The organism is Crenobacter luteus (genome assembly GCF_004345725.1).
Taxonomy (GTDB): domain Bacteria; phylum Pseudomonadota; class Gammaproteobacteria; order Burkholderiales; family Chromobacteriaceae; genus Crenobacter; species Crenobacter luteus.
Genome location: NZ_SLXG01000004.1, coordinates 111863 through 131909, shown reverse-complemented (window position 1 = coordinate 131909; position 20047 = coordinate 111863). Strand labels below are relative to the sequence as shown.

Sequence of the window (20047 nt, the reverse complement as noted above, 5' to 3'; positions counted from 1 at the left end):
TGCACGACCCGGCCGGCACGCGGCGCCGGGCAGACGATGCCGGGCCGCGCAGCGACAGGGTCGGTTGACGCTCAAATGTGGTAGATGTCGATTACCTGGTGGATGTAATCGTTCTTCAGCACCACGTATTTCTTCAGGATCCGCGGCGCATCGCCCGACAGATCGATCACGCAGCGCGCCATGCCGAAATGGCTGTAGGTGGTCTTGTAGCGGAAGCTCAGCGTGTGCCAGTTGTAGCGCACGGTGACGCGGTCGCCGTCGACGCCCTCGAGCTCGAGGTTGCTCAGGTTGTGGCTGGTGCGGGTGTCCGGCATCGTCGCGCTGGAGCGCTCGGTCTTGATGCGGAACACGCGGTCTTCCAGACCCTGGCGATTCGGGTAGTAGATCAGCGAGATCTCGCGCTGCGGGTCGGTGACGAGCTTGTCGTCGTCGTCCCACGACGGCATCCAGAATTCGGCGTCAGGGTGGTAGCACGCCAGCCACGCGTCCCACTCCTCGTCGTCGAGCAGGCGGTTCTCGCGGTACAGGAAGGCGCGGATCGCGTCCAGGTTCAGGTCCTTCATGCCTTGCCCTCCTCGGCCAACGCCTGCTTCATCACATCGAGCCAGTAGCGGTGCTGCACGGTGTACAGGCCCTCGTCCTCGGTCTTGACGCCGCTGAGCACCGGCGCAAGGCCGATCTTCTGCGCGGCTTCGTCGGCGCCGTCTATCCAGTGCGTCGCGCCGCGGCACATATCGTTCCACTCGACCGCGCGGCCGGCGTAGCCCTGCTGGCAGGCGCGGAATTCCTCGAGGTCGTCCGGGGTCGCCATGCCGCTGGCGTTGAAGAAGTCCTCGTACTGGCGGATGCGGCGCGCGCGCGCTTCATCCGATTCGCCCCTGGGCGCGATGCAGTAGATGGTGACTTCACTCTTGCCCACCGACAGCGGCCGCACGACGCGGATCTGCGAGCCGAACTGGTCCATCAGGTACACGTTCGGGTACAGGCACAGGTTGCGCGAATTGCGCACCATCCAGTCGGCCATTTCCGGGCCGAGCTTGGCCGCGTATTCGTCGCGGCGCGCGAAGTTCGGGCGGTCTTCCGGGTTGGCCCACTGCGTCCACAGCAGCATGTGACCGTGCTCGAAGGCGTAGAAGCCGCCGCCCTGCTTGCCCCACTTGCCGGCGTCCATCGCGCGGGTGGTGTCCTCGCGCCCTTCCTGCTCCTTGCGGCGGTTGGTAGTGGCCGCGTAGTTCCAGTGCACCGCCGACACGTGATAGCCGTCGGCGCCGTTCTCGGCGGTCAGCTTCCAGTTGCCGTCGAAGGTGTAGGTCGAGCTGCCGCGCAGCACTTCCAGGCCGTCCGGCGACTGCTCGACGATCATGTCGATGATCTTGGTCGCCTCGCCGAGAAATTCGGCGAGCGGTTTGACGTCTTCGTTCAGGCTGCCGAACAGGAAGCCGCGGTAGCTCTCGAAGCGCGCGACCTTCTTCAGGTCGTGCGAGCCTTCCTTGTTGAAGCAGTCCGGGTAGCCCGCGTCCTCCGGGTCCTTCACCTTCAGCAGCTTGCCGCTGTTGTTGAAGGTCCAGCCGTGGAACGGGCAGGTATAGGTCGCCTTGTTGCCGCGCTTGTGACGGCACAGCATCGCGCCGCGATGGGTGCACGAGTTGACGAAGGCGTTCAATTCGCCATTGCGGTTGCGCGCAATCACGATGGGCTGACGACCCATATAGGTGGTGTAGTAGTCGTTGACGTTCGGGATCTGGCTCTCGTGCGCGAGATAAATCCAGTTGCCCTCGAAGATGTGTTTCATCTCGAGTTCGAACAGCGCCTCGTCGGTGAAAACGCTGCGGTGCAGCCGGTAGTCGCCGCTGGCGTGATCTTCGATCAGGTAGTCGTCCAGCTTCTTCAGTTTCGGGCTGGTATCGGGATGGATGGGAATCATGGCCGTCTCTCCTCTGTCGGGCTTGCCGGACAGGCCCCGCGTTGCGGGCCTGTCCCGTGACACTATGGCGATGCTCAGGCGCGGGCGCGCTGACGCTCGACCTCGCTCGCCGGGGCGGCGGCGGTCTCGGCGTTGAGGTGGAAGTCGAAGTCGATCGAGGCGAACGGCTTGTGCAGACCCTTCCTGTCGATCTCGGCCGCGTCGGTGACGCGGTTCAGGGTCGGCACCAGGCCCTCGCGGCTGGCGAAGGCGAAATCGTCCCAGCAGTACTCGTCGCCCTCGATATTGATCTGGGTGGTCAGCTTGCGGTGGCCGGCTGCGGTCACGAAGAAGTGGATGTGCGCCGGGCGGCGGCCATGGCGGCCCAAAAGGTCGAGCAGACGCTGGGTGCTGCCGTCGGGCGGACAGCCGTAGCCCATCGGCACGATGCTGCGGAACTGGTAGCGGCCGTTCTCGTCGGCGACGATGGTGCGGCGCAGGTTGAAGGCCGACTGCGTCTTGTCGAAGAACGAGTAGTTGCCCATCAGGTTGGCGTGCCAGACCTCGACGCGGGCGCCCGGCAGCGGCTTGCCGTCGGCGCCGTAGACGGTGCCCTGCATGAACAGCACCTCGCCCTCCTCGGCCTCGCTGCCGTCGTCCAGCCGCGCGAAACCCACGCTCTCGGGCGCGCCGGCCACGTAAAGCGGGCCTTCGATGGTGCGCGGCGTGCCGCCGCTGATGCCGGCTTTCGCCTCCGCCTCGTCGAGACGGATGTCGATGAAGCGCTCCAGGCCGATGCCCGGCGCCAGAAGCCCCAGTTCGTTGCGGGCGCCGGCCTCGGACAGAAACTCGAGGCCCTTCCAGATTTCGCTGGGCTGCAGGTCGAGGTCCTCGATCGCCTTGAACAGATCGCTGGTCAAGCGCAGCACCACCTGCTGGACGCGGGGGTTCACTTCCCCCTTCGCGGTATCGACGATGAAGCTTTTCGCCAGCGCATCGATTTCGGCATGAGTCATCTGACTTCTCCTCTGTAGAGCTTTATAGGGATGGTGGGGGTGGTTCCGGACACCCGTCCTTGTTGATGCATCCGGCCTTCTTGGGGCCGGTTCAGCGGTCGTCTGCGTGAATCGACGACGGGTGTCGGCATAAAGGCATGACCTGGATCGTCATGTACGGGAACAGCGGCAGGCCGGTCAGCAACTGGTGCAATTCCTCGGCGTTTTCGACGTCGAAAACGCTGACGTTCGAATACTGGCCGACGATGCGCCATAAATGGCGCCACTTACCCTCGGCCTGCAGCGCCTGCGCCTTTTCCCTTTCGACGCGCTTGAGCACCTCGGCTTCGGCCTCCGACATGCCGTGCGGCAGGCTGACGTCCATTCTCACGTGAAACAGCATGGTCTTTTCCCTCGTTCCGGTTCCGGACAGCGGCCCGGGCTTGTCAGCGGCGGCGCAATGCCGCCAGCTTGTCCTTGTCGATCTCGATGCCCAGGCCAGGCCCGGTCGGCACCTGCAGCATGAAATCCTTGTAAACCAGCGGCTCGGCCAGGATTTCCTCGGTCAGCAGCAGCGGGCCGAACAGCTCGGTGCCGAAGGCCAGTTCGCCGAAGGTGGAAAACACGTGGGCCGAGGCGGCGGTGCCGACCGCGCCCTCGAGCATCGTGCCGCCGTAGAGGGCGACGCCGGCCAGCTGGGCGATCGCGCCGACCTCCCGCGCCGGCACCAGGCCGCCCGACTGCGCGATCTTGACCGCGAACACGTCGGCCTGGGCGCGACAGGCCAGCTCGAAGGCGTCCTGCGGGCCGTGCAGCACCTCGTCCGCCATGATCGGCACCGAGAAGCGCGCCGCCAGCCGGCCGAGGGCGGCCCTGTTCCCGGCGCGCACCGGCTGTTCGATCAGGTCGACGCCGCCGGCTTCCAGCGCGGCGATGGCGTTGACCGCCTCCAGCTCGCTCCACGCCTGGTTCACGTCGACGCGCACGCTGACGCCGTCGCCCAGCGCCTTCTTGATCGCGAGCACGTGGGCCACGTCGTCGGCCACCGCGCGCAGGCCGATCTTCAGCTTGAAGATGCGGTGGCGGCGCGCCTCGAGCATGTCCTGCGCCTCGGCGATGTCCTTCGCGGTATCGCCGCTGGCCAGGGTCCAGGCGACCGGCAGGGCATCGCGCAGCCGGCCACCGAGCAGCTCGCTCAGGGGAATGCCCAGCCGCTTCGCCTGCGCATCCATCAGCGCGGTTTCGATCGCGCACTTGGCGAAGCGGTTGCCCTGGATCACCCGGCGGATCGTCGCCATCACGGCGGCGACGTTGCGCGCGTCCATGCCGACGACGAGCGGCGCGATATGCGCGTCGATATTGGCCTTGACGCTCTCGGGGCTTTCGTCGCCGTAGTTGAGGCCGCCGATGGTGGTTGCCTCGCCCCAGCCTTCGATGCCGTCCTCGCAAAAGACCCGCACCAGCACCAGGGTTTGCGTTCTCATCGTTGCCACCGATAGCTTGTGAGGGCGAATGGTAGGAACATCGACCAGAAGTGTTTCGATTGAGCGGATCATGTCTTTTGGGTATAAAATCTGTGTTGAGAGACCGTGAATCAACGATAGCGCGCGGCAATTCCGGCCGTCCAACACCGATTTAGTATTTTTTCCATACCATGGAGGTATGAAATGGAACTCCGCCATCTGCGCTACTTCGTCACCGTGGCGGAAGAAGGCAACATCACCCGCGCGGCGGAAAAACTGCATATCGCGCAGCCGCCGCTGAGCCGGCAGATCCAGCAGCTGGAGGACGAACTGGGGGTGCAATTGCTGGAGAGGGGCGCCCGGCCGCTGAAGCTGACCGAGGCGGGGCAGTTCTTCTACGCGCACGCGCTGCAACTGCTGTCGCAGACGCGCGAGCTGGAGGCGATGACGCGGCGCATCGGCATCATCGACCGCAAGATGTCGATCGGCTTCGTCGGCTCGACGCTGTACGGCATGCTGCCCAAGGTGATCCGCCGCTTTCGCGCCGAACACGACACCATCGAGCTGACGCTGCACGAGATGACGTCGATGGAGCAGATCGCCGCGCTCAAGGAAGGCAAGATCGACGTCGGCTTCGGGCGCATCCGGCACGAGGACCCGAACGTGCGCCGCATCGTGCTGCGCGAGGAGAGGCTGATCGCGGCGATCCCTGCCGGACACCCGCTGTCGGCCGAGCAGCCGGCGCTGTCGCTGCACGACCTCGCGAGCGAGACGCTGATCGTGTTTCCGAAGGCGCCCCGGCCGAGCTTCGCCGACCAGGTGCTGGCGGCCTTCCACGACAGGGGACTGGAGCCGAGGAAGGTGTACGAGGCGCGCGAGCTGCAGATCGCGGTCGGCCTCGTCGCGGCCGGCGAAGGCGTCGCCATCGTGCCCGCCAGCGTGCAGGGGCTCAAGCGCGAGGACGTGTGCTACAAGGCGCTGGACGACCGCAACATGGTGTCGCCCATCATCCTCAGCACCCGGCTGCTCGACGAGTCGCGCGAGATCAGGCTGCTGATCGAGATGATCATCCAGATCTACGAAGAAAATCAGATGGAGTACATCAAGCCCTGAGCGGGAGCTGCCGGTCCGGCGTCGCCCCGTCGCCCGGCGCCGCCCAGCCGTCGAGCGCGCGCTCGAGCGACTCGCTGATGCGCTGCTGGCTGACGAGGGCGGCGAGCACGCCGTCGACGATCGCGATCCGGACCCGTGCCGCGTCGAGGATGTCGCGCATCGCCTGCTGCGCTTCGTCGGCGCGCAAGCGGCCGGCCTGCGTGTGGGCGCGCGCCGCGTCGACCCCGTCGGCGGCCGAGCGCGCGACGGCGCCCAGGCCATGCGCGATCTGGCCGATCTCCTCGCTGGCCGCGCCGGCCCGCTCGGCCAACCTTCCGACCTCGTCGGCGACCACCGCGAAGCCGCGGCCGGCCTCGCCTGCTCGCGCCGCCTCGATCGCCGCGTTCAGCGCCAAGAGGTTGGTCTGCCTGGCGATCTCCTGGATGCTGACGACGATGCCGGCGATCCGCCCGGACTGGACGGACAACTCGTCGAAGGCGGCGGCGCTCTGCACGGTGAAGCCGGCCAGCGCGTCGATCACCGCCGCCGCCTCGCCGACCGCCGCGACGCTCGCCTCCACCTTCTCGCCGGACGACTTGGCCACCGCGCTCGCCCGCACCATATCGTCCAGCGTCTGGGCGACGAGGCCGCGCAGACGGCCGGCCTCGGCCGACAGCGCGCCGCCCGCCCGCCGCATCGCGTCAAGGCGCGCCGCCAGCGCCTCCCGCTCGGCCTCTGCCGCCCGCCCGGCCGCGCAGCGCCCGTCTTCCACCCGGTCGTCGCGCACCGCCACGAGCGGCGGCTCGCCCACCTCCTCCCGCCCGCCGGCCACCGGCCGGACGAACAGGGCGCACGCGAGCACGAGCTGCAAGCCGAACACGAGCCGCGCGACGCCGTCGTCGACCACGGCCAGCCCCGCCACGGCCAGCGCGAGCAGCGACCACGCCGCGGCGCGCCGGATGCCTGCCTCCATCATCTTTCCTTTCGCCGCCCCGGGCGCGCACGGCCGGGGGCGATAAACCCACACAAGGGGCGGGCCGGCCCGCCCCCTTCTTGCCGGACGCGACCTCAGAAGGCGTGCCGCAGGCCGAGCGCGAAGCCGCGCGGGTCGGCGCCGGCCGCGACCGAACCGACGCTGCCGAGGCCGTAGTCGTAGCGCGAGCCGCCTTCGTTGCGGATCGCCGAGTACAGCACCTTGACCATCGTGCGGCGGCTCAGGTCGTGCTCGTAGCCGAGCTGGTAGTGCCGCGCGCGGCCGCCTCCCCCGACGTCGGCAGAGCCGCCGGTCAGCTCGCCGGCCCGGCCGTACTGCGCGATCAGCCGGCCGCGCTCGGACACGCCGAGCGAGCCGTTGACGTACCAGACCGACTGGCGCAGCCGCCGGCCGCCGTAGAGCGCGGCGCCGGCGTCGGTCAGCGCGCCCTCGCTGCGGTCGACGATCGCGCCGACGCGGGTCTGCGCCGAGAAGCGGTAGACCAGCGCGGCGCGCAGGTCCTCGACGGTGCGGAACGCGCTGCTCGCGAGCGGGGCGGCCGCGTCGGCGCCGGTGCGCACCCGCGTGTAGCTGACGCCGCCGTAGAGCGCGCCGTCGTCGTACTTGAGGCCGAGGTTGGCGGTATAGGCGCTCGGCCCCTCGGCGTTCTCGCCGCTGCCGTACAGCGCGCTGGCCGAAAAACCGTTGAAGCCGGGGCTCAGGTACTGCACCGCGTTGCGCACGCGGTTGTCGAACAGGCCGATCTGCATGGTCGGCGTGACCGCCGACAGCGACTTGAGCGCCGCATCGCCGAGCGCGAGGTTGCCGAGCTTGCCCAGCAGCGCCGACGACGAGCCGATGCCGGTCGCGCCGCGGTTGATGTCGAACAGTCCCTCCATCGCGCGCGACGACGAGGTCAGCAGCCCCAGCTGCAGCGTGCCGGCCCGGCCGGCCAGGCCGACGAAGGTGTCGCGGGTGCCCAGCGTGCCGCCGCCGGTGTCGGCGGCGATGCCGCTCTCGACCTGCCAGATCGCCTTGAGCCCGTCGCCGAGTTCCTCGCCGCCCCTGAAGCCGATCAGCGAGCTGTTCGAACCGACCCGGCCGCCGCGCTTCAGGTCGGCGGCCGGGTCGTTCGCGCCCTTGGCCGAGACGCTCTCCAGCGTCTCGTCGATCACGCCGTAAAGCGTGACGTCGGCCAGGGTCAGCGGCGCGAAAAGCGCGAGGGCGGCCGCGGCGGCCCTCGAGGTGTGGTACTGCGTCATGATGAAGTCTTTCTGTGGCCCGCGACCCCGGGTCGCGGGCGGTGCGTGGGGGCGGCGCGCGCGGATGGCCGCGCCCGTCCGCCTGTCTGTGTTCCGGGCCGGCGCCGACCGTGCGGCGCCGCACCCTTGCTCGTCTGCGCGCCGCCTTAGTCGCCTGCGACGCCCGTCAGCGCGCGGCTCTCCGCGCGCGCCGCGTCGTCCTTGCACGCCGTCCGCGACGACAGGACCCACAGCGCTAGCATGGCGACGACGGCGGGGATCGCGAGCAGCACGAGGATCTGTCCGAAGGGCAGCTGCATGCCCAGCAGCACCCCGCCGAGCAGCGCGCCGGCGATGCCGCCGAAGCGGCCGACGCCGAGCATCCACGCCATGCCGGTCGCGCGCCCCCGGGTCGGGTAGATCGGCGCGGCGAGAGCCGGCAGCGAGGCCTGCGCGCCGGTGACCATGATGCCGGCCAGGAAGATCAGCCCGGCGAACACGAATACCTTGTCCATGGTCTGGCCGACCGCGACCAGCAGCACGGCGGCGAGCACGTAGACGAAGCTGAGCACGCGGCCGGGGTTGAACCGGTCCATCAAAAGGCCGCTGACCAGGGTGCCGATGCCGCCGCCGAGCGGGAAGATCGCGGTCAGGAGCGCGGCCTTCTCGATAGAGAAGCCGGCGTCTTTCATCATCAGCGGCATCCAGCTCGTCAGCAGGTAGAAGATCAGCAGGCCCATGAAGTAGGTGGTCCACAGCATCAGCGTGCTCAACAGGAAGGGGCGCGACAGAATCAGGCCGAGCGCCGAGCCCCCGGCCTGCACCGGGCTCTGGCGCTCGCCGAGCTCGAAGCGCTCGACATCGCCAAGGTCGCGGCCGCAGACGCGCTCGAGCACGCGGCGCACCTTGTCGACCGGGTGACCCTTGGACGTCATGTAGGACACCGACTCGGGCAGCGAGCGGACCAGGAAGGGCAGCAAGGCCAGCGGCAGCACGCCGCCCAGCACGAAGATGCTCTGCCAGCCGAAGTGCGGGATCAGCCAGGCCGACACGAAGCCGCCGGCCGCCGCGCCGAGCGGGAAGCCGACGTAGACGGTGTTGATGACGAAGGAGCGGCGGTTGGCCGGCGCCAGTTCGGCCATCAGCGTCACCGCGTTGGGCATCGCCGCGCCGAGGCCGAGGCCGGTCAGAAAGCGCAGCAGCGCGAGGCTGGCGACGTCGTAGGCGTAGGCGGTCAGCAGGCTGAGCACCCCGAAGAAGGCGGTCGAGACCACCAGGACGGGCTTGCGCCCGAAGCGGTCCGCCGACGGGCCGGCCACCATCGCGCCGAAGGCAAGGCCGAACAGCGCGGCGCTCAGCGCCGGCGCGAGCGCCGCGCGCTCGATGCCCCATTCGGCCACCAGCGCCGGTGCGACATAGCCGATCGCGGCGGTGTCCATGCCGTCGAGCGCGAGGATGGAGAAGCAGAAAAACAGGATCAGATACTGGTAGCGTGAAAAGGGCTGACTGTCGATCAAGGCTTGCGCGTCGACCGTCTTTTTATCGTCTTGCTGCATCGTCGATTTCTCCGTTCGTAGACAATCCGGCCGGCGAAAAAACAGCGTTTCTTGGCGAACATTTGCCTCTCTCGCCGGCGAATATTCCGCCGCCTCGTGCAACGGAACGCCGCCATCCTGAGCGCGACGGAACGGAGCGTCTAATACTGATTGAGTATCCGATGATACCCCGCCAGTATTTATCACCACCGGCACCATTCCACCCGGCCTTTTGACCCGAAAAAAAGGCTCGCGAAGAATACCCCCGCCAGAAATGCCGGCCAGACAGCCGCCCCTTTGCTGGCCCCATCCCGCAAGTCGCGACGAGCAGGAACACCGCGCCCGCGCGCCTTTCCGGGCGCCCGCCAGACACATACCCGACAGGTATTTTTTTCATACCCAATCCATATTGGACGCCCGGCGCGTCGACCAGGAAAATCAGCGAAAAGGGTTTATCCGGAAAACCACCATACTCGCGAATCGTAAAAAAATCCGGAAACAAAAAAGGACCAACCGGCAAATGTCGCAGGCATCGATAAAAACCCGGCGTCGCTCGACAGAGGGCTGGCGACACCCGCTTCCTTTTCGGCAGTACAAACCTGAATTGACGACCCGATAAATCAGCCGGCAAATCGGCATTCCGTATTCGGCGGCGTTTCGTCGCATCCGCACGCCGAAAAAAAAATGAGACGGCTCGGGAAAAACCGGCAGGGCCTTGGCGTGACGACGCGAAAAACCCTGGAACTCGCCAGCGCTTACAGCAAGCTGAAAAGCCCCCGCCCCGCCGCGCGCGGCCTCATATAAACCCGCCCCTCCCCCGCCCGGAGCGGCCCCTTGGCGTTCACCGCCGCGCACGGCCCGACGGGAATCCCGCCCCACCCGCCTTTTGCCGCCCCCAGGTTGGCCGAGCCCCCGCCGTCGCAGCGGAAACGGCGAGGCCCCGCCCGGCTGTCGCCGGAACGGGGCCTTGCTCGAACAGCCGGGACGGCGCGCGCGTCAGCGCCCTGCCCGCGCCGCCGGTACGCGCCTCACGGCGTCAGCGGCATCGCGCTGGTGCACTTGATCTCGTCGAGGCAGACGCTCGACTTCACCCCGTTCACGCCCGGGATCCGCATCAGCGTGTCGAGCAGGAAGTCCGACAGCGACTTCAGGTCGCGCGCGACCACCTTCAGCACGTAGTCCACCTCGCCGGTCACCGAGAAGCACTCCTGGATCTGCGGCAGCTCGGCGACCAGCTCCTTGAATTTGGCGAGGTCGCGGATGTGGCCGCGTTCCATCGTCACGTGGATGAAGGCGACCACGTCGAAGCCGAGTCGCTCGGCGGCGAGCCGCGTTTCGTAGCGCTTGATGATCCCCATTTCCTCCAGCCGCCGGTGGCGGCGCAGCGTCTGCGCCGGCGACAGGTTGACCGCCTCGGCCAACTCGAGGTTGCTGGCGCGTCCGTGCTCCTGCAAAAAGCCGAGGATGCGGCGGTCGATCTGGTCGAGCTCGATGTCTTGCAATCCGGTTTCTCCATATCGCGTTTATCGGAAATTAAATTGCGCAGTTCAGGGTTTGCCATCGGCATTTTCGCAATCTAATTTTGTCGGGCCAAGCATACACTGATTTCCGGAACACACCGGTTTTGCGGGGGTTTGGCGACCATACCCCCCACCAGGATTGGTGCATCGCACAAAACCAGCCGCATTGTGCGGTGCAACTTTATTTCATCTTCCTCCCCGAGCGAGAGACGGAATCGACACGATGAGAGAACTGCTGAACCGATTCGAGAGCAAGGCCCCGGAGATCGTCTTCGAGTGGCACGACAACGAGACCGAGGCGCGCGGCTGGGTGGTGATCAACTCGCTGCGCGGCGGCGCCGCCGGCGGTGGCACGCGGATGCGCAAGGGCCTGGACCGCCGCGAGGTCGAGTCGCTGGCCAAGACCATGGAGGTGAAGTTCACCGTGTCCGGCCCGCAGATCGGCGGCGCCAAGTCCGGCATCGACTTCGACCCGGCCGACCCGCGCAAGGACGGCGTGCTGCGCCGCTGGTACCAGGCGGTGATCCCGCTCCTGAAGGCCTACTACGGCACCGGCGGCGACCTGAACGTCGACGAGATCCACGAGGTGATCCCGATCACCGAGGGACTCGGCCTGTGGCACCCGCAGGAGGGCGTGGTCAACGGCCACTTCCAGCCCAGCGACAGCCAGCGTATCCAGCAGGTCGGCCAGTTGCGCGTCGGCGTGTCCAAGGTGGTCGAGGACACCGCCTACACCCCGGCACCCGAGCGCAAGTACGTGGTCGCCGACCTGATCACCGGCTGGGGCGTCGCCGAGTCGGTGCGCCACTACTACCGGATCTACGGCGGCGACCTCGCCGGCAAGCGCGTGATCGTGCAGGGCTGGGGCAACGTCGGCGCGGCCGCCGCCTACTACCTCGCGCAGGCAGGCGCCCGCATCGTCGGCGTCATCGACCGCGACGGCGGCCTGCTCGCCCCCGAGGGCCTCGACTTCGACGCGGTGCGCGCGCTGTTCCTCGCCAAGCGCGGCAACCAGCTCGCCGCCGACGGCCTGCTGCCGTTCGCCGACGTCAACGAGCGCATCTGGCGCGTCGGCGCCGACGTGTTCCTGCCGTGCGCCGCCTCGCGCCTCGTCACCCGCGAACAGCTCGACGCGCTGGTCGCCTCGGGCCTGGAAGTGATCGCCAGCGGCGCCAATGTGCCGTTCGCCGACCCGGAAATCTTCTACGGTTCCATTTATCAGCACGCCGACGAGCGCGTCGCGGTGATTCCCGACTTCATCGCCAATTGCGGCATGGCGCGCGCCTTCGCCTTCCTGATGCAGGGCGGCGCCGAGATTTCCGACGCGGCGATCTTCTGCGACGTATCCGACACCATCGCCGACGCGCTGGCGCGCTGCCACGCGCGTTCGAGCCGGCCCACCCACATCGCCAGCACCGCGTTCGAGCTCGCGCTGCAGCAACTCGTCCACTGAGGAGACACACCATGACCGACCTGTTTGACAACCCGATGGGCCTGATGGGCTTCGAATTCGTCGAATTCGCGTCGCCGACGCCGAACGTGCTCGAACCGCTGTTCGAGCGGATGGGCTTCAGCCTCGTCGCCCGCCACCGCAGCAAGGACGTGCTGCTGTACCGTCAGGGCGACATCAACTTCGTCGTCAACCGCGAGCCCAAGAGCCACGCCGCCTACTTCGCCGCCGAACACGGCCCGAGCGCCTGCGGCATGGCCTTCCGCGTGAAGGATTCGCACCAGGCCTACTACCGCGCGCTGGAATTGGGCGCGCAGCCGGTCGACATCCCGACCGGCCCGATGGAATTGCACCTGCCGGCGATCAAGGGCATCGGCGGCGCGCCGATCTACCTGATCGACCGCTTCGAGGACGGCAAGTCGATCTACGACATCGACTTCGAGTTCCTCGACGGCGTCGAGCGCCACCCGGTCGGCCACGGCCTGAAGCTGATCGACCACCTGACGCACAACGTCTACCGCGGCCGCATGACCTACTGGGGCAGCTTCTACGAGAGGTTGTTCAACTTCCGCGAGATCCGCTACTTCGACATCCAGGGCGAGTACACCGGCCTGACCTCGCGCGCGATGACCGCGCCGGACGGCAAGATCCGCATCCCGCTCAACGAGGAGTCGTCGAAGGGCCGCGGCCAGATCGAGGAATTCCTGATGGCCTTCAACGGCGAGGGCATCCAGCACATCGCCTTCCTCACCGACAACCTGATCGACGCCATCGACCGCCTGCAGATGGCCGGCGTGCCGCTGATGACGGCGCCGAACGACTACTACTACCAGGCGCTCGACGCCCGCCTGCCGGGCCACGGCCAGCCGGTCGAGCAGTTGCAGGCGCGCGGCATCCTGCTCGACGGCACCACCGAGGGCGGCCGTCCGCGCCTTCTGCTGCAGATCTTCTCGCAGCCGGTGCTCGGCCCGGTGTTCTTCGAGTTCATCCAGCGCCAGGGCGACGAGGGCTTCGGCGAGGGCAACTTCAAGGCGCTGTTCGAATCGCTCGAGCGCGACCAGATCGCGCGCGGCACGCTCAAAGTGGAGGCCTGACATGAAGATCGACCGCATTCACCACGTCGCCTACCGCTGTCGCGACGCCAAGGAAACGGTGCTGTGGTACCAGAAGATGCTGAAGATGGACTTCGTGCTCGCCATCGCCGAGGACCGCGTGCCGTCGACCAAGGAGCCCGACCCGTACATGCACATCTTCCTCGACGCCGGCAACGGCAACGTGCTGGCGTTCTTCGAGCTGCCGACCCGTCCGGAGATGGGCCGCGACGCCAACACGCCGGCCTGGGTGCAGCACATCGCGTTCAAGGTCAAGGACCGCGACGAGCTGATGGCGTTCAAGGCGCACCTGGAGGCCAACGGCGTCGACGTGCTCGGCCCGACCGACCACGGCGCCTTCCACTCGATCTACTTCTTCGACCCGAACGGCCACCGGCTGGAGCTGGCCTGCCCGGACCCGGACGAGGCGGCGATCCTGCAAAAGCTCGACGCGGTGAAGTGGGACATGCTCGAGGAATGGTCGCAAACCCGCCGCGCGCCGAAACACGCCGACTTCCTGCACAAGCGGGAGTTCGAGCAATGAGTCGCCTGAACGAAACGCACGACCCGGCGCTGCAAAGCTGGCTGGCCTCGGCCAACCTTGCCGGCCAGGATTTCACCATCCAAAACCTGCCGTTCGCGGTGTTCCGCCGCGCAGGCAGCGGCGAGCCGTTCCGCGGCGGCGTGGCGATCGGCGACGCCATCGTCGACCTCGCGAAGTTGGCCGAGGCCGGCGTGCTCGACGGCGCGGCGGCCGCGGCGCTGGCGGCCGCCGCGCAGCCGAGCCTGAACGACTTCATGGCGCAGGGCCAGGCCGCCTGGTCGGCGCTGCGCCTGGCGCTGTCGCGCGCGCTGCGCGCCGGCTCGCCGCTCGAGGGCGCGCTGCGCGAGTGCCTGGTGGCGCAGGCCGACGCCGAATACACCGTGCCGGCGCGGATCGGCGATTACACCGACTTCTACGCCTCGATCCACCACGCGACCAACGTCGGCCGCCTGTTCCGTCCGGACAACCCGCTGCTGCCGAACTACAAGTGGGTGCCGATCGGCTACCACGGCCGCGCGTCGACCATCGGCGTGTCCGGCCAGACCTTCCGCCGCCCGCTCGGCCAGACGCTGCCGCCGGGCGCCGAACGCCCGGTCTTCGGGCCCAGCCAGCGGCTCGACTACGAGCTGGAGCTCGGCATCTTCATCGGCCCGGGCAACGCGCAGGGCACGTCGATCGCACTGGACGACGCCGAGGCCCACGTGTTCGGCCTGTGCCTCTTGAACGACTGGTCGGCGCGCGACGTGCAGGCGTGGGAGTACCAGCCGCTCGGCCCCTTCCTCGCCAAGAACTTCGCGACGACGATCTCGCCGTGGATCGTGACGCTGGAAGCGCTCGCGCCCTACCGCACCGAGTGGACGCGCCCGGCCGACGACCCGCAGCCGCTGCCCTACCTGGAATCGGAAGCGCTGCGCCGCGAGGGCGCGTTCGACATCCAGATCGAGGCGTGGCTCGAGACCGCGCACATGCGCGAGGCCGGCGAGGCGGCCGCGCGGCTGTCGCACAGCAGCTTCCGGCATTCGTACTGGAGCGTGTCGCAGATGGTCGCGCACCACACCGTCAACGGCTGCGGCCTGATGCCGGGCGACCTGCTCGGCAGCGGCACCGAATCCGGCCCGACGCCCGAGGAGGCCGGCTCGCTCTTGGAGCTGAGCGCCGGCGGCAAGCGGGCGATCGCGCTGCCCAACGGCGAGGAGCGCCGCTTCCTCGAGGACGGCGACGCGGTGATCCTGCGCGGCTATTGCGACAAGGCCGGCGCGGCGCGCGTCGGTTTCGGCGAGGCGGTCGGCCGCGTGCTGCCGGCCGCGCTCTGACAAGGGGAAAGAAGATGAACAAAGTCTATCCGAGCGCCGAGGCGGCGCTGGCGGGTCTGGTCGCCGACGGCCAAACGCTCGCCGTCGGCGGCTTCGGCCTGTGCGGCATTCCCGAGGCGCTGATCGGCGCGCTGCGCGATTCCGGGGTCAAAAACCTCACTTGCATCAGCAACAACGCCGGCGTCGACGGCTTCGGCCTCGGCCAACTGCTGGCCACCCGCCAGATCCGCAAGATGATTTCGTCCTACGTCGGCGAGAACAAGGAGTTCGAACGCCAGTACCTGAGCGGCGAGCTCGAGCTGGAATTCACGCCGCAGGGCACCCTGGCCGAGCGCCTGCGCGCCGGCGGCGCCGGCATCCCGGCCTTCTACACCCGCACCGGCGTCGGCACCGTGGTCGCCGACGGCAAGGAGGTGCGCGCGTTCGACGGCGTGCCGCACGTGCTGGAGCGCTCGCTGAGCGCCGACGTCGCGCTCGTCAAGGCGCACAAGGCCGACCGCGCCGGCAACCTGGTGTTCAGCAAGACCGCGCGCAACTTCAACCCGCTGTGCGCGATGGCCGGCCGGGTGACGGTGGCCGAGGTCGAGGAGCTGGTCGAGACCGGCGAACTGGACGCCGACGCCATCCACCTGCCCGGCATCTACGTCGACCGCATCGTGGTCAACGCCCACCCGGAAAAGCGCATCGAACAGCGCACCGTGCACAACTGAGGAGACGCGAACATGGCATGGACCCGCGATGAAATGGCGGCGCGCGCCGCGCAGGAACTGCAGGACGGCTTCTACGTGAACCTCGGCATCGGCCTGCCGACGCTGGTCGCCAACCACATCCCCGAGGGGATCGACGTGTGGCTGCAGTCGGAGAACGGCTTGCTCGGCATCGGCCCGTTCCCGGCCGACGACGAGGTCGACGCCGACCTGATCAACGCCGGCAAGCAGACGGTGACGGCCGTGCCGGGCGCCTCGTACTTCTCGAGCGCCGACTCGTTCGCGATGATCCGCGGCGGCCACATCGACCTGGCGATCCTCGGCGCGATGCAGGTCAGCGCGACCGGCGACCTGGCGAACTGGATGATCCCCGGCAAGATGATCAAGGGCATGGGCGGCGCGATGGACCTGGTCGCCGGCGCGCGCCGCGTGGTGGTGCTGATGGAGCACGTCGCCCGTGGCGACGCGCACAAGATCGTCGAGCGCTGCACGCTGCCCTTGACCGGCCTCGCGTGCGTGGACCGCATCATCACCGACCTTTGCGTGATCGACGTGACGGCCGACGGCCTGAACTTGGTCGAGCTGGCGCCGGGGGTGACGGTCGGCGACGTCCGGGCGCTGACCGGCGCGCCGCTCGCGATCCGCTGACCCGGAGCCCTTAACCCGCCACTCCCGCATCATCGCACGACAAGAACCTCCCGCCGCATCGACAGGCGGCGGCGCGGCGATCCCGCGCCGCCGACCGACCCGGACGACAAGGGCGAGCGGCAACGAGGCAAGACCTTGCTACATGGAGAAGAGGAATAACGATGCATTCTCAGCAGTCCAATGATGGCCTCAAGCGCGAACTCAAGAACCGCCACATCCAGCTGATCGCGCTGGGCGGTGCGATCGGCACCGGCCTGTTTCTCGGCATCGCGCAGACGATCAAGCTCGCCGGCCCGGCGGTGCTGCTCGGCTACGCCTTCGCCGGCTTCATCGCCTTCCTGATCATGCGCCAGCTCGGCGAGATGGTCGTCGACGAACCGGTGGCCGGCTCGTTCAGCCACTTCGCGCACCGCTACTGGGGGCCGTTCGCCGGCTTCATGTCGGGCTGGAACTACTGGGTGCTGTACGTGCTGGTCGGCATGGCCGAATTGTCGGCGGTTGGCATCTACATGCAGTACTGGTGGCCTGAGCTGCCGGCCTGGGTGTCGGCGGCGGTGTTCTTCGTCGCGATCAACCTCGTCAACCTGAGCAGCGTGAAGTACTACGGCGAGATGGAGTTCTGGTTCTCGATCGTCAAGGTCGCCGCGATCGTCGGCATGATCGCCTTCGGCGCCTACCTGCTGGGCAGCGGCGCCGCCGGCCCGGCCGCCAGCGTGTCCAACCTGTGGCAACACGGCGGCTTCATGCCGAACGGCCTGGCGGGTCTGGCGATGGCGATGGCCGGCATCGTGTTCTCGTTCGGCGGACTGGAGCTGGTCGGCATCACCGCGGCCGAGGCCGACAAGCCGGAGAAGACCATCCCGAAGGCGACCAACCAAGTGATCTACCGCATCCTGCTGTTCTACGTCGGCGCGCTCGCCGTGCTGTTGTCGCTGTACCCGTGGCAGAAGGTCGTCGAAGGCGGCAGCCCCTTCGTGATGATCTTCCACGCGCTCGACAGCAACCTCGTCGCCAACGTGCTCAACGTCGTCGTGCTGACCGCCGCCTTGTCGGTCTACAACAGCGGCGTGTACTGCAACAGCCGCATGCTGCTCGGCCTCGCCAAGCAGGGCAACGCGCCGCAGGCGCTGTTGGCGGTCAACCGTCGCGGCGTACCGCTGGCCGCGCTGGCCTTCTCGGCGCTGGCGACCGCGTCGTGCGTGCTGATCAACTACCTGATGCCGGGCAAGGCCTTCGAACTCTTGATGGGTCTGGTGGTGTCGGCGCTGATGATCAACTGGGCGATGATCAGCCTGATCCACCTGAAGTTCCGCCGCGAGAAGGCGCGCGCCGGCCAGACCACGCGCTTCCCGAGCCTGGGCGCGCCGTTCACCAACTGGCTGTGCCTGGCCTTCCTCGCCGGCATCCTGGTCGTGATGTACCTGACGCCGGGACTGCGCCTGTCGGTGCTGCTGATCCCGGTCTGGCTGGTCGTGCTCGCGCTGGGCTACCAGCTCAAGACCAAGGGCTCGGCCAAGCTGCTGCCCAGCGGCGTCGGCACCGAGTAAGTCGCCTGTTTCTCTGAACGAATCCGCCGCCGCTTCCTTGACGGAAGCCAGCGGCCACCGCCAAGGAAAAACGTAATGGAAAAACTGCAAGGACAAGGGTTGGCCGAGGCGCTGGCCGGCCTGCCGCACTGGCATTACGACGCGGCGCGCGGCGCGATCGCGCGCGAGTTCCGGTTCCGCGACTTCGCCGAGGCCTTCGCCTTCATGACGCAGATCGCGCTGGCGGCCGAGGCGCGCAACCACCACCCGGAGTGGTTCAACGTCTACAACCGCGTGGCGATCACGCTGACCACGCACGACGCCGACGGCCTGACCGGGCGCGACGTCGAACTGGCCCACTACGCGGACGCCGCCTACGCGCGCTTCGCCGGATAAGGGAGACAGCCATGCAAGCGAACGACAAGGCCGTCAAGCACGGCCTGGCCGCCGGCGAATCCGGCCGCCCCGAGCGCGCCGACTGGACCATAGACCAGGGCTGGGACAACTACAGCGCCGAGGAGCACGCGGTGTGGAAGACGCTGTTCGAGCGCCAGGCCCGGCTGCTGCCGGGGCGCGCCTGCGACGAGTTCGTCGCCGGCATGCGCGCGCTGCCGATCGGCGCCGACCAGATCCCGGACTTCCGCCGCCTATCCGACGTGCTGATGAAGCACACCGGCTGGCAGGTCGTCGCGGTGCCGGGGCTGGTGCCCGACGACGTGTTCTTCGAGCACCTGGCGAACCGGCGCTTCCCGGCCGGCCACTTCATCCGCCGCCGCGAGCAGCTCGACTACCTGGAAGAACCCGACGTGTTCCACGACGTGTTCGGCCACGTGCCGATGCTGATGAACCCGGTGATCGCCGACTACATCCAGGCCTACGGCGTCGGCGGCCTGCGGGCGCAAAAGCTCGGCGTGCTCGACAAGCTGGCGCGCGTCTACTGGTACACGGTCGAGTTCGGGCTGGTCAAACAGCGCGACGGCCTGCGCATCTACGGCGCCGGCATCGTGTCGTCGTACACCGAGTCGATCTTCTCGCTCGACGATCCGTCGCCGAACCGCATCGGCTTCGACCTGGCGCGCGTGATGCGCACCCGTTACCGCATCGACGACTTCCAGGAGAGCTATTTCGTGCTCGACCACCTCGACGAGCTGCTCGAGCTGGCCAATATCGACTTCGACCCGGTCTACGCGGCGATCAAGGACCAGCCGGACTACCTCCCCGGCGACGTGCTCGACACCGACCGCGTGCTGACGCGCGGCAACGGCACCTACCACGCGGCGCGCCGCGCCGAGACCGCGGCGCTGTAAACGGACAGGAGACCCCAATGCAATTTCACGATCGCACCGTGCTGATCACCGGCGCCGCCGGCAACCTCGGCCGCGCCGTCGCCGACGCCTTTTACGCACAAGGCGCCAATCTGGTGCTGCTCGGCCAACACGCCGAGCATTTGACCGAAGCCTTCGGCGCCGAGGACGCGCGCCGCCAGTTCGCCGCCGTCGACCTGCTCGACGCCGACGCGGTCGCGCGGGCGGCGGACGCCGCGCGCGCGCGCTTCGGCCGCGTCGACGTGCTGTGCAACCTCGCCGGCGGCTTCCGCATGGGCACGCCGGTGCACGCGACGGCCGACGCCGACCTCGACTTCCTGTTCGACATCAACGTGCGCACGATGATGCACGCGGTGCGCGCCGTCGCGCCGGGCATGGTCGCCGCCGGCGGCGGCAAGATCGTCAACGTCGGCGCCAACGCCGCCGGCAAGGGCGTCGCGCAGATGGGCGCCTACTGCGCGGCCAAGTCGGCGCTGATCCGCCTGACCGAGGCGATGGCCGCCGAGCTGCGCGAGGCCGGCGTCAACGTCAACTGCGTGCTGCCGACCATCATCGACACGCCGGAAAACCGCGCGGCGATGCCCGGCGCCGACCCGGCGCGCTGGGTCGCGCCGGCGGCGCTGGCCGACGTGATCGCCTTCCTCGCGTCGGACGCCGCGCGCGCCATCCACGGCGCCGCCGTGCCGGTGACGGGGCTGAGCTGACGCGGGGTCACCCGCGT

20 protein-coding genes are annotated in these 20047 nt (G+C 68.2%); 11 read left to right on the top strand and 9 right to left on the bottom strand.

Annotation, left to right across the window (positions count from 1 at the left end):
• Positions 1–71 precede the first annotated feature (71 nt).
• From benB to EV683_RS04190, 5 genes are all read right to left on the bottom strand, one after another.
• Entirely contained in the window at positions 72–563 is a 492-nt protein-coding gene (benB, locus tag EV683_RS04210; RefSeq protein WP_066614285.1) for a benzoate 1,2-dioxygenase small subunit, read from the bottom strand.
• Positions 560–1924, bottom strand: a complete 1365-nt coding sequence (gene benA, locus EV683_RS04205; RefSeq protein ID WP_131861939.1) for a benzoate 1,2-dioxygenase large subunit — start codon at positions 1922–1924, stop codon at positions 560–562. Before benA ends, benB begins: the two co-directional genes overlap by 4 nt.
• Positions 1925–1998: 74 nt before the next feature.
• Complete coding sequence (gene catA, locus EV683_RS04200) at positions 1999–2919, bottom strand: catechol 1,2-dioxygenase (RefSeq protein WP_131861938.1); 921 nt, start codon at positions 2917–2919, stop codon at positions 1999–2001.
• 91 nt (positions 2920–3010) lie between these two features.
• Positions 3011–3301 carry a muconolactone Delta-isomerase gene (catC, locus tag EV683_RS04195; RefSeq protein WP_066614289.1) on the bottom strand — a complete coding sequence of 97 codons (291 nt, stop codon included), beginning with the start codon at positions 3299–3301 and terminating at the stop codon, positions 3011–3013.
• 43 nt (positions 3302–3344) lie between these two features.
• Complete coding sequence (locus EV683_RS04190) at positions 3345–4454, bottom strand: muconate/chloromuconate family cycloisomerase (protein WP_131861937.1); 1110 nt, start codon at positions 4452–4454, stop codon at positions 3345–3347.
• A 111-nt stretch (positions 4455–4565) separates the two neighbouring features.
• Between EV683_RS04190 and EV683_RS04185 the strand changes: the two genes are divergently transcribed.
• Positions 4566–5474, top strand: a complete 909-nt coding sequence (locus EV683_RS04185; protein WP_131861936.1) for a LysR family transcriptional regulator — start codon at positions 4566–4568, stop codon at positions 5472–5474.
• On the opposite strand, the gene EV683_RS14675 is transcribed toward EV683_RS04185, so the two are convergent.
• The 4 genes from EV683_RS14675 to EV683_RS04165 all read right to left on the bottom strand — a co-directional run bounded on the left by EV683_RS14675 (position 5464) and on the right by EV683_RS04165 (position 10704).
• Positions 5464–6426: a methyl-accepting chemotaxis protein gene (locus EV683_RS14675; RefSeq protein WP_279432274.1), complete on the bottom strand. Its 963-nt coding sequence runs from the start codon at positions 6424–6426 to the stop codon at positions 5464–5466. The genes EV683_RS04185 and EV683_RS14675 overlap by 11 nt on opposite strands.
• Positions 6427–6521: 95 nt before the next feature.
• Positions 6522–7688 carry a porin gene (locus EV683_RS04175; RefSeq protein WP_131861934.1) on the bottom strand — a complete coding sequence of 389 codons (1167 nt, stop codon included), beginning with the start codon at positions 7686–7688 and terminating at the stop codon, positions 6522–6524.
• A gap of 146 nt (positions 7689–7834) precedes the next feature.
• Positions 7835–9223 carry an MFS transporter gene (locus EV683_RS04170; protein ID WP_131861933.1) on the bottom strand — a complete coding sequence of 463 codons (1389 nt, stop codon included), beginning with the start codon at positions 9221–9223 and terminating at the stop codon, positions 7835–7837.
• A gap of 1007 nt (positions 9224–10230) precedes the next feature.
• Positions 10231–10704: an Lrp/AsnC family transcriptional regulator gene (locus EV683_RS04165; protein WP_066614299.1), complete on the bottom strand. Its 474-nt coding sequence runs from the start codon at positions 10702–10704 to the stop codon at positions 10231–10233.
• Between the two features lie 241 nt (positions 10705–10945).
• Between EV683_RS04165 and EV683_RS04160 the strand changes: the two genes are divergently transcribed.
• From EV683_RS04160 to EV683_RS04115, 10 genes are all read left to right on the top strand, one after another.
• Entirely contained in the window at positions 10946–12175 is a 1230-nt protein-coding gene (locus tag EV683_RS04160; protein ID WP_066614301.1) for a Glu/Leu/Phe/Val dehydrogenase dimerization domain-containing protein, read from the top strand.
• Positions 12176–12186: 11 nt separating this feature from the next.
• Positions 12187–13266 carry a 4-hydroxyphenylpyruvate dioxygenase gene (hppD, locus tag EV683_RS04155; protein ID WP_131861932.1) on the top strand — a complete coding sequence of 360 codons (1080 nt, stop codon included), beginning with the start codon at positions 12187–12189 and terminating at the stop codon, positions 13264–13266.
• Between the two features lies 1 nt (position 13267).
• Positions 13268–13807: a VOC family protein gene (locus EV683_RS04150; RefSeq protein ID WP_066614305.1), complete on the top strand. Its 540-nt coding sequence runs from the start codon at positions 13268–13270 to the stop codon at positions 13805–13807.
• Positions 13804–15120 carry a fumarylacetoacetase gene (fahA, locus tag EV683_RS04145; RefSeq protein WP_131861931.1) on the top strand — a complete coding sequence of 439 codons (1317 nt, stop codon included), beginning with the start codon at positions 13804–13806 and terminating at the stop codon, positions 15118–15120. The genes EV683_RS04150 and fahA overlap by 4 nt, the downstream gene beginning before the upstream one ends.
• A gap of 14 nt (positions 15121–15134) precedes the next feature.
• Positions 15135–15830, top strand: a complete 696-nt coding sequence (locus EV683_RS04140) for a CoA transferase subunit A (RefSeq protein ID WP_131861930.1) — start codon at positions 15135–15137, stop codon at positions 15828–15830.
• A 12-nt stretch (positions 15831–15842) separates the two neighbouring features.
• Positions 15843–16475, top strand: a complete 633-nt coding sequence (locus EV683_RS04135) for a CoA transferase subunit B (RefSeq protein WP_066614308.1) — start codon at positions 15843–15845, stop codon at positions 16473–16475.
• A 161-nt stretch (positions 16476–16636) separates the two neighbouring features.
• Positions 16637–18022, top strand: a complete 1386-nt coding sequence (locus tag EV683_RS04130) for an amino acid permease (protein WP_131861929.1) — start codon at positions 16637–16639, stop codon at positions 18020–18022.
• Positions 18023–18097: 75 nt separating this feature from the next.
• Positions 18098–18397, top strand: a complete 300-nt coding sequence (locus EV683_RS04125) for a 4a-hydroxytetrahydrobiopterin dehydratase (RefSeq protein WP_131861928.1) — start codon at positions 18098–18100, stop codon at positions 18395–18397.
• Between the two features lie 11 nt (positions 18398–18408).
• Complete coding sequence (gene phhA, locus EV683_RS04120) at positions 18409–19308, top strand: phenylalanine 4-monooxygenase (protein WP_131861927.1); 900 nt, start codon at positions 18409–18411, stop codon at positions 19306–19308.
• 17 nt (positions 19309–19325) lie between these two features.
• A complete protein-coding gene (locus EV683_RS04115; protein WP_131861926.1) occupies positions 19326–20030 on the top strand; it encodes an SDR family NAD(P)-dependent oxidoreductase in 705 nt (234 codons plus the stop codon).
• Positions 20031–20047: the final 17 nt, after the last annotated feature.

What these genes read in the sequence shown, in the direction of transcription:
- EV683_RS04170 (WP_131861933.1), bottom strand. Translation starts at nt 9,223, where the DNA reads ATGCAGCAAGACGATAAAAAGACGGTCGACGCGCAAGCCTTGATCGAC.
- EV683_RS04185 (WP_131861936.1), top strand. Translation starts at nt 4,566, where the DNA reads ATGGAACTCCGCCATCTGCGCTACTTCGTCACCGTGGCGGAAGAAGGC.
- EV683_RS04135 (WP_066614308.1), top strand. Translation starts at nt 15,843, where the DNA reads ATGGCATGGACCCGCGATGAAATGGCGGCGCGCGCCGCGCAGGAACTG.
- EV683_RS14675 (WP_279432274.1), bottom strand. Translation starts at nt 6,426, where the DNA reads ATGGAGGCAGGCATCCGGCGCGCCGCGGCGTGGTCGCTGCTCGCGCTG.
- catA (WP_131861938.1), bottom strand. Translation starts at nt 2,919, where the DNA reads ATGACTCATGCCGAAATCGATGCGCTGGCGAAAAGCTTCATCGTCGAT.
- EV683_RS04130 (WP_131861929.1), top strand. Translation starts at nt 16,637, where the DNA reads ATGCATTCTCAGCAGTCCAATGATGGCCTCAAGCGCGAACTCAAGAAC.
- EV683_RS04140 (WP_131861930.1), top strand. Translation starts at nt 15,135, where the DNA reads ATGAACAAAGTCTATCCGAGCGCCGAGGCGGCGCTGGCGGGTCTGGTC.
- phhA (WP_131861927.1), top strand. Translation starts at nt 18,409, where the DNA reads ATGCAAGCGAACGACAAGGCCGTCAAGCACGGCCTGGCCGCCGGCGAA.
- EV683_RS04160 (WP_066614301.1), top strand. Translation starts at nt 10,946, where the DNA reads ATGAGAGAACTGCTGAACCGATTCGAGAGCAAGGCCCCGGAGATCGTC.
- fahA (WP_131861931.1), top strand. Translation starts at nt 13,804, where the DNA reads ATGAGTCGCCTGAACGAAACGCACGACCCGGCGCTGCAAAGCTGGCTG.
- EV683_RS04150 (WP_066614305.1), top strand. Translation starts at nt 13,268, where the DNA reads ATGAAGATCGACCGCATTCACCACGTCGCCTACCGCTGTCGCGACGCC.
- hppD (WP_131861932.1), top strand. Translation starts at nt 12,187, where the DNA reads ATGACCGACCTGTTTGACAACCCGATGGGCCTGATGGGCTTCGAATTC.
- benB (WP_066614285.1), bottom strand. Translation starts at nt 563, where the DNA reads ATGAAGGACCTGAACCTGGACGCGATCCGCGCCTTCCTGTACCGCGAG.
- EV683_RS04115 (WP_131861926.1), top strand. Translation starts at nt 19,326, where the DNA reads ATGCAATTTCACGATCGCACCGTGCTGATCACCGGCGCCGCCGGCAAC.
- EV683_RS04175 (WP_131861934.1), bottom strand. Translation starts at nt 7,688, where the DNA reads ATGACGCAGTACCACACCTCGAGGGCCGCCGCGGCCGCCCTCGCGCTT.
- catC (WP_066614289.1), bottom strand. Translation starts at nt 3,301, where the DNA reads ATGCTGTTTCACGTGAGAATGGACGTCAGCCTGCCGCACGGCATGTCG.
- benA (WP_131861939.1), bottom strand. Translation starts at nt 1,924, where the DNA reads ATGATTCCCATCCATCCCGATACCAGCCCGAAACTGAAGAAGCTGGAC.
- EV683_RS04125 (WP_131861928.1), top strand. Translation starts at nt 18,098, where the DNA reads ATGGAAAAACTGCAAGGACAAGGGTTGGCCGAGGCGCTGGCCGGCCTG.
- EV683_RS04190 (WP_131861937.1), bottom strand. Translation starts at nt 4,454, where the DNA reads ATGATCCGCTCAATCGAAACACTTCTGGTCGATGTTCCTACCATTCGC.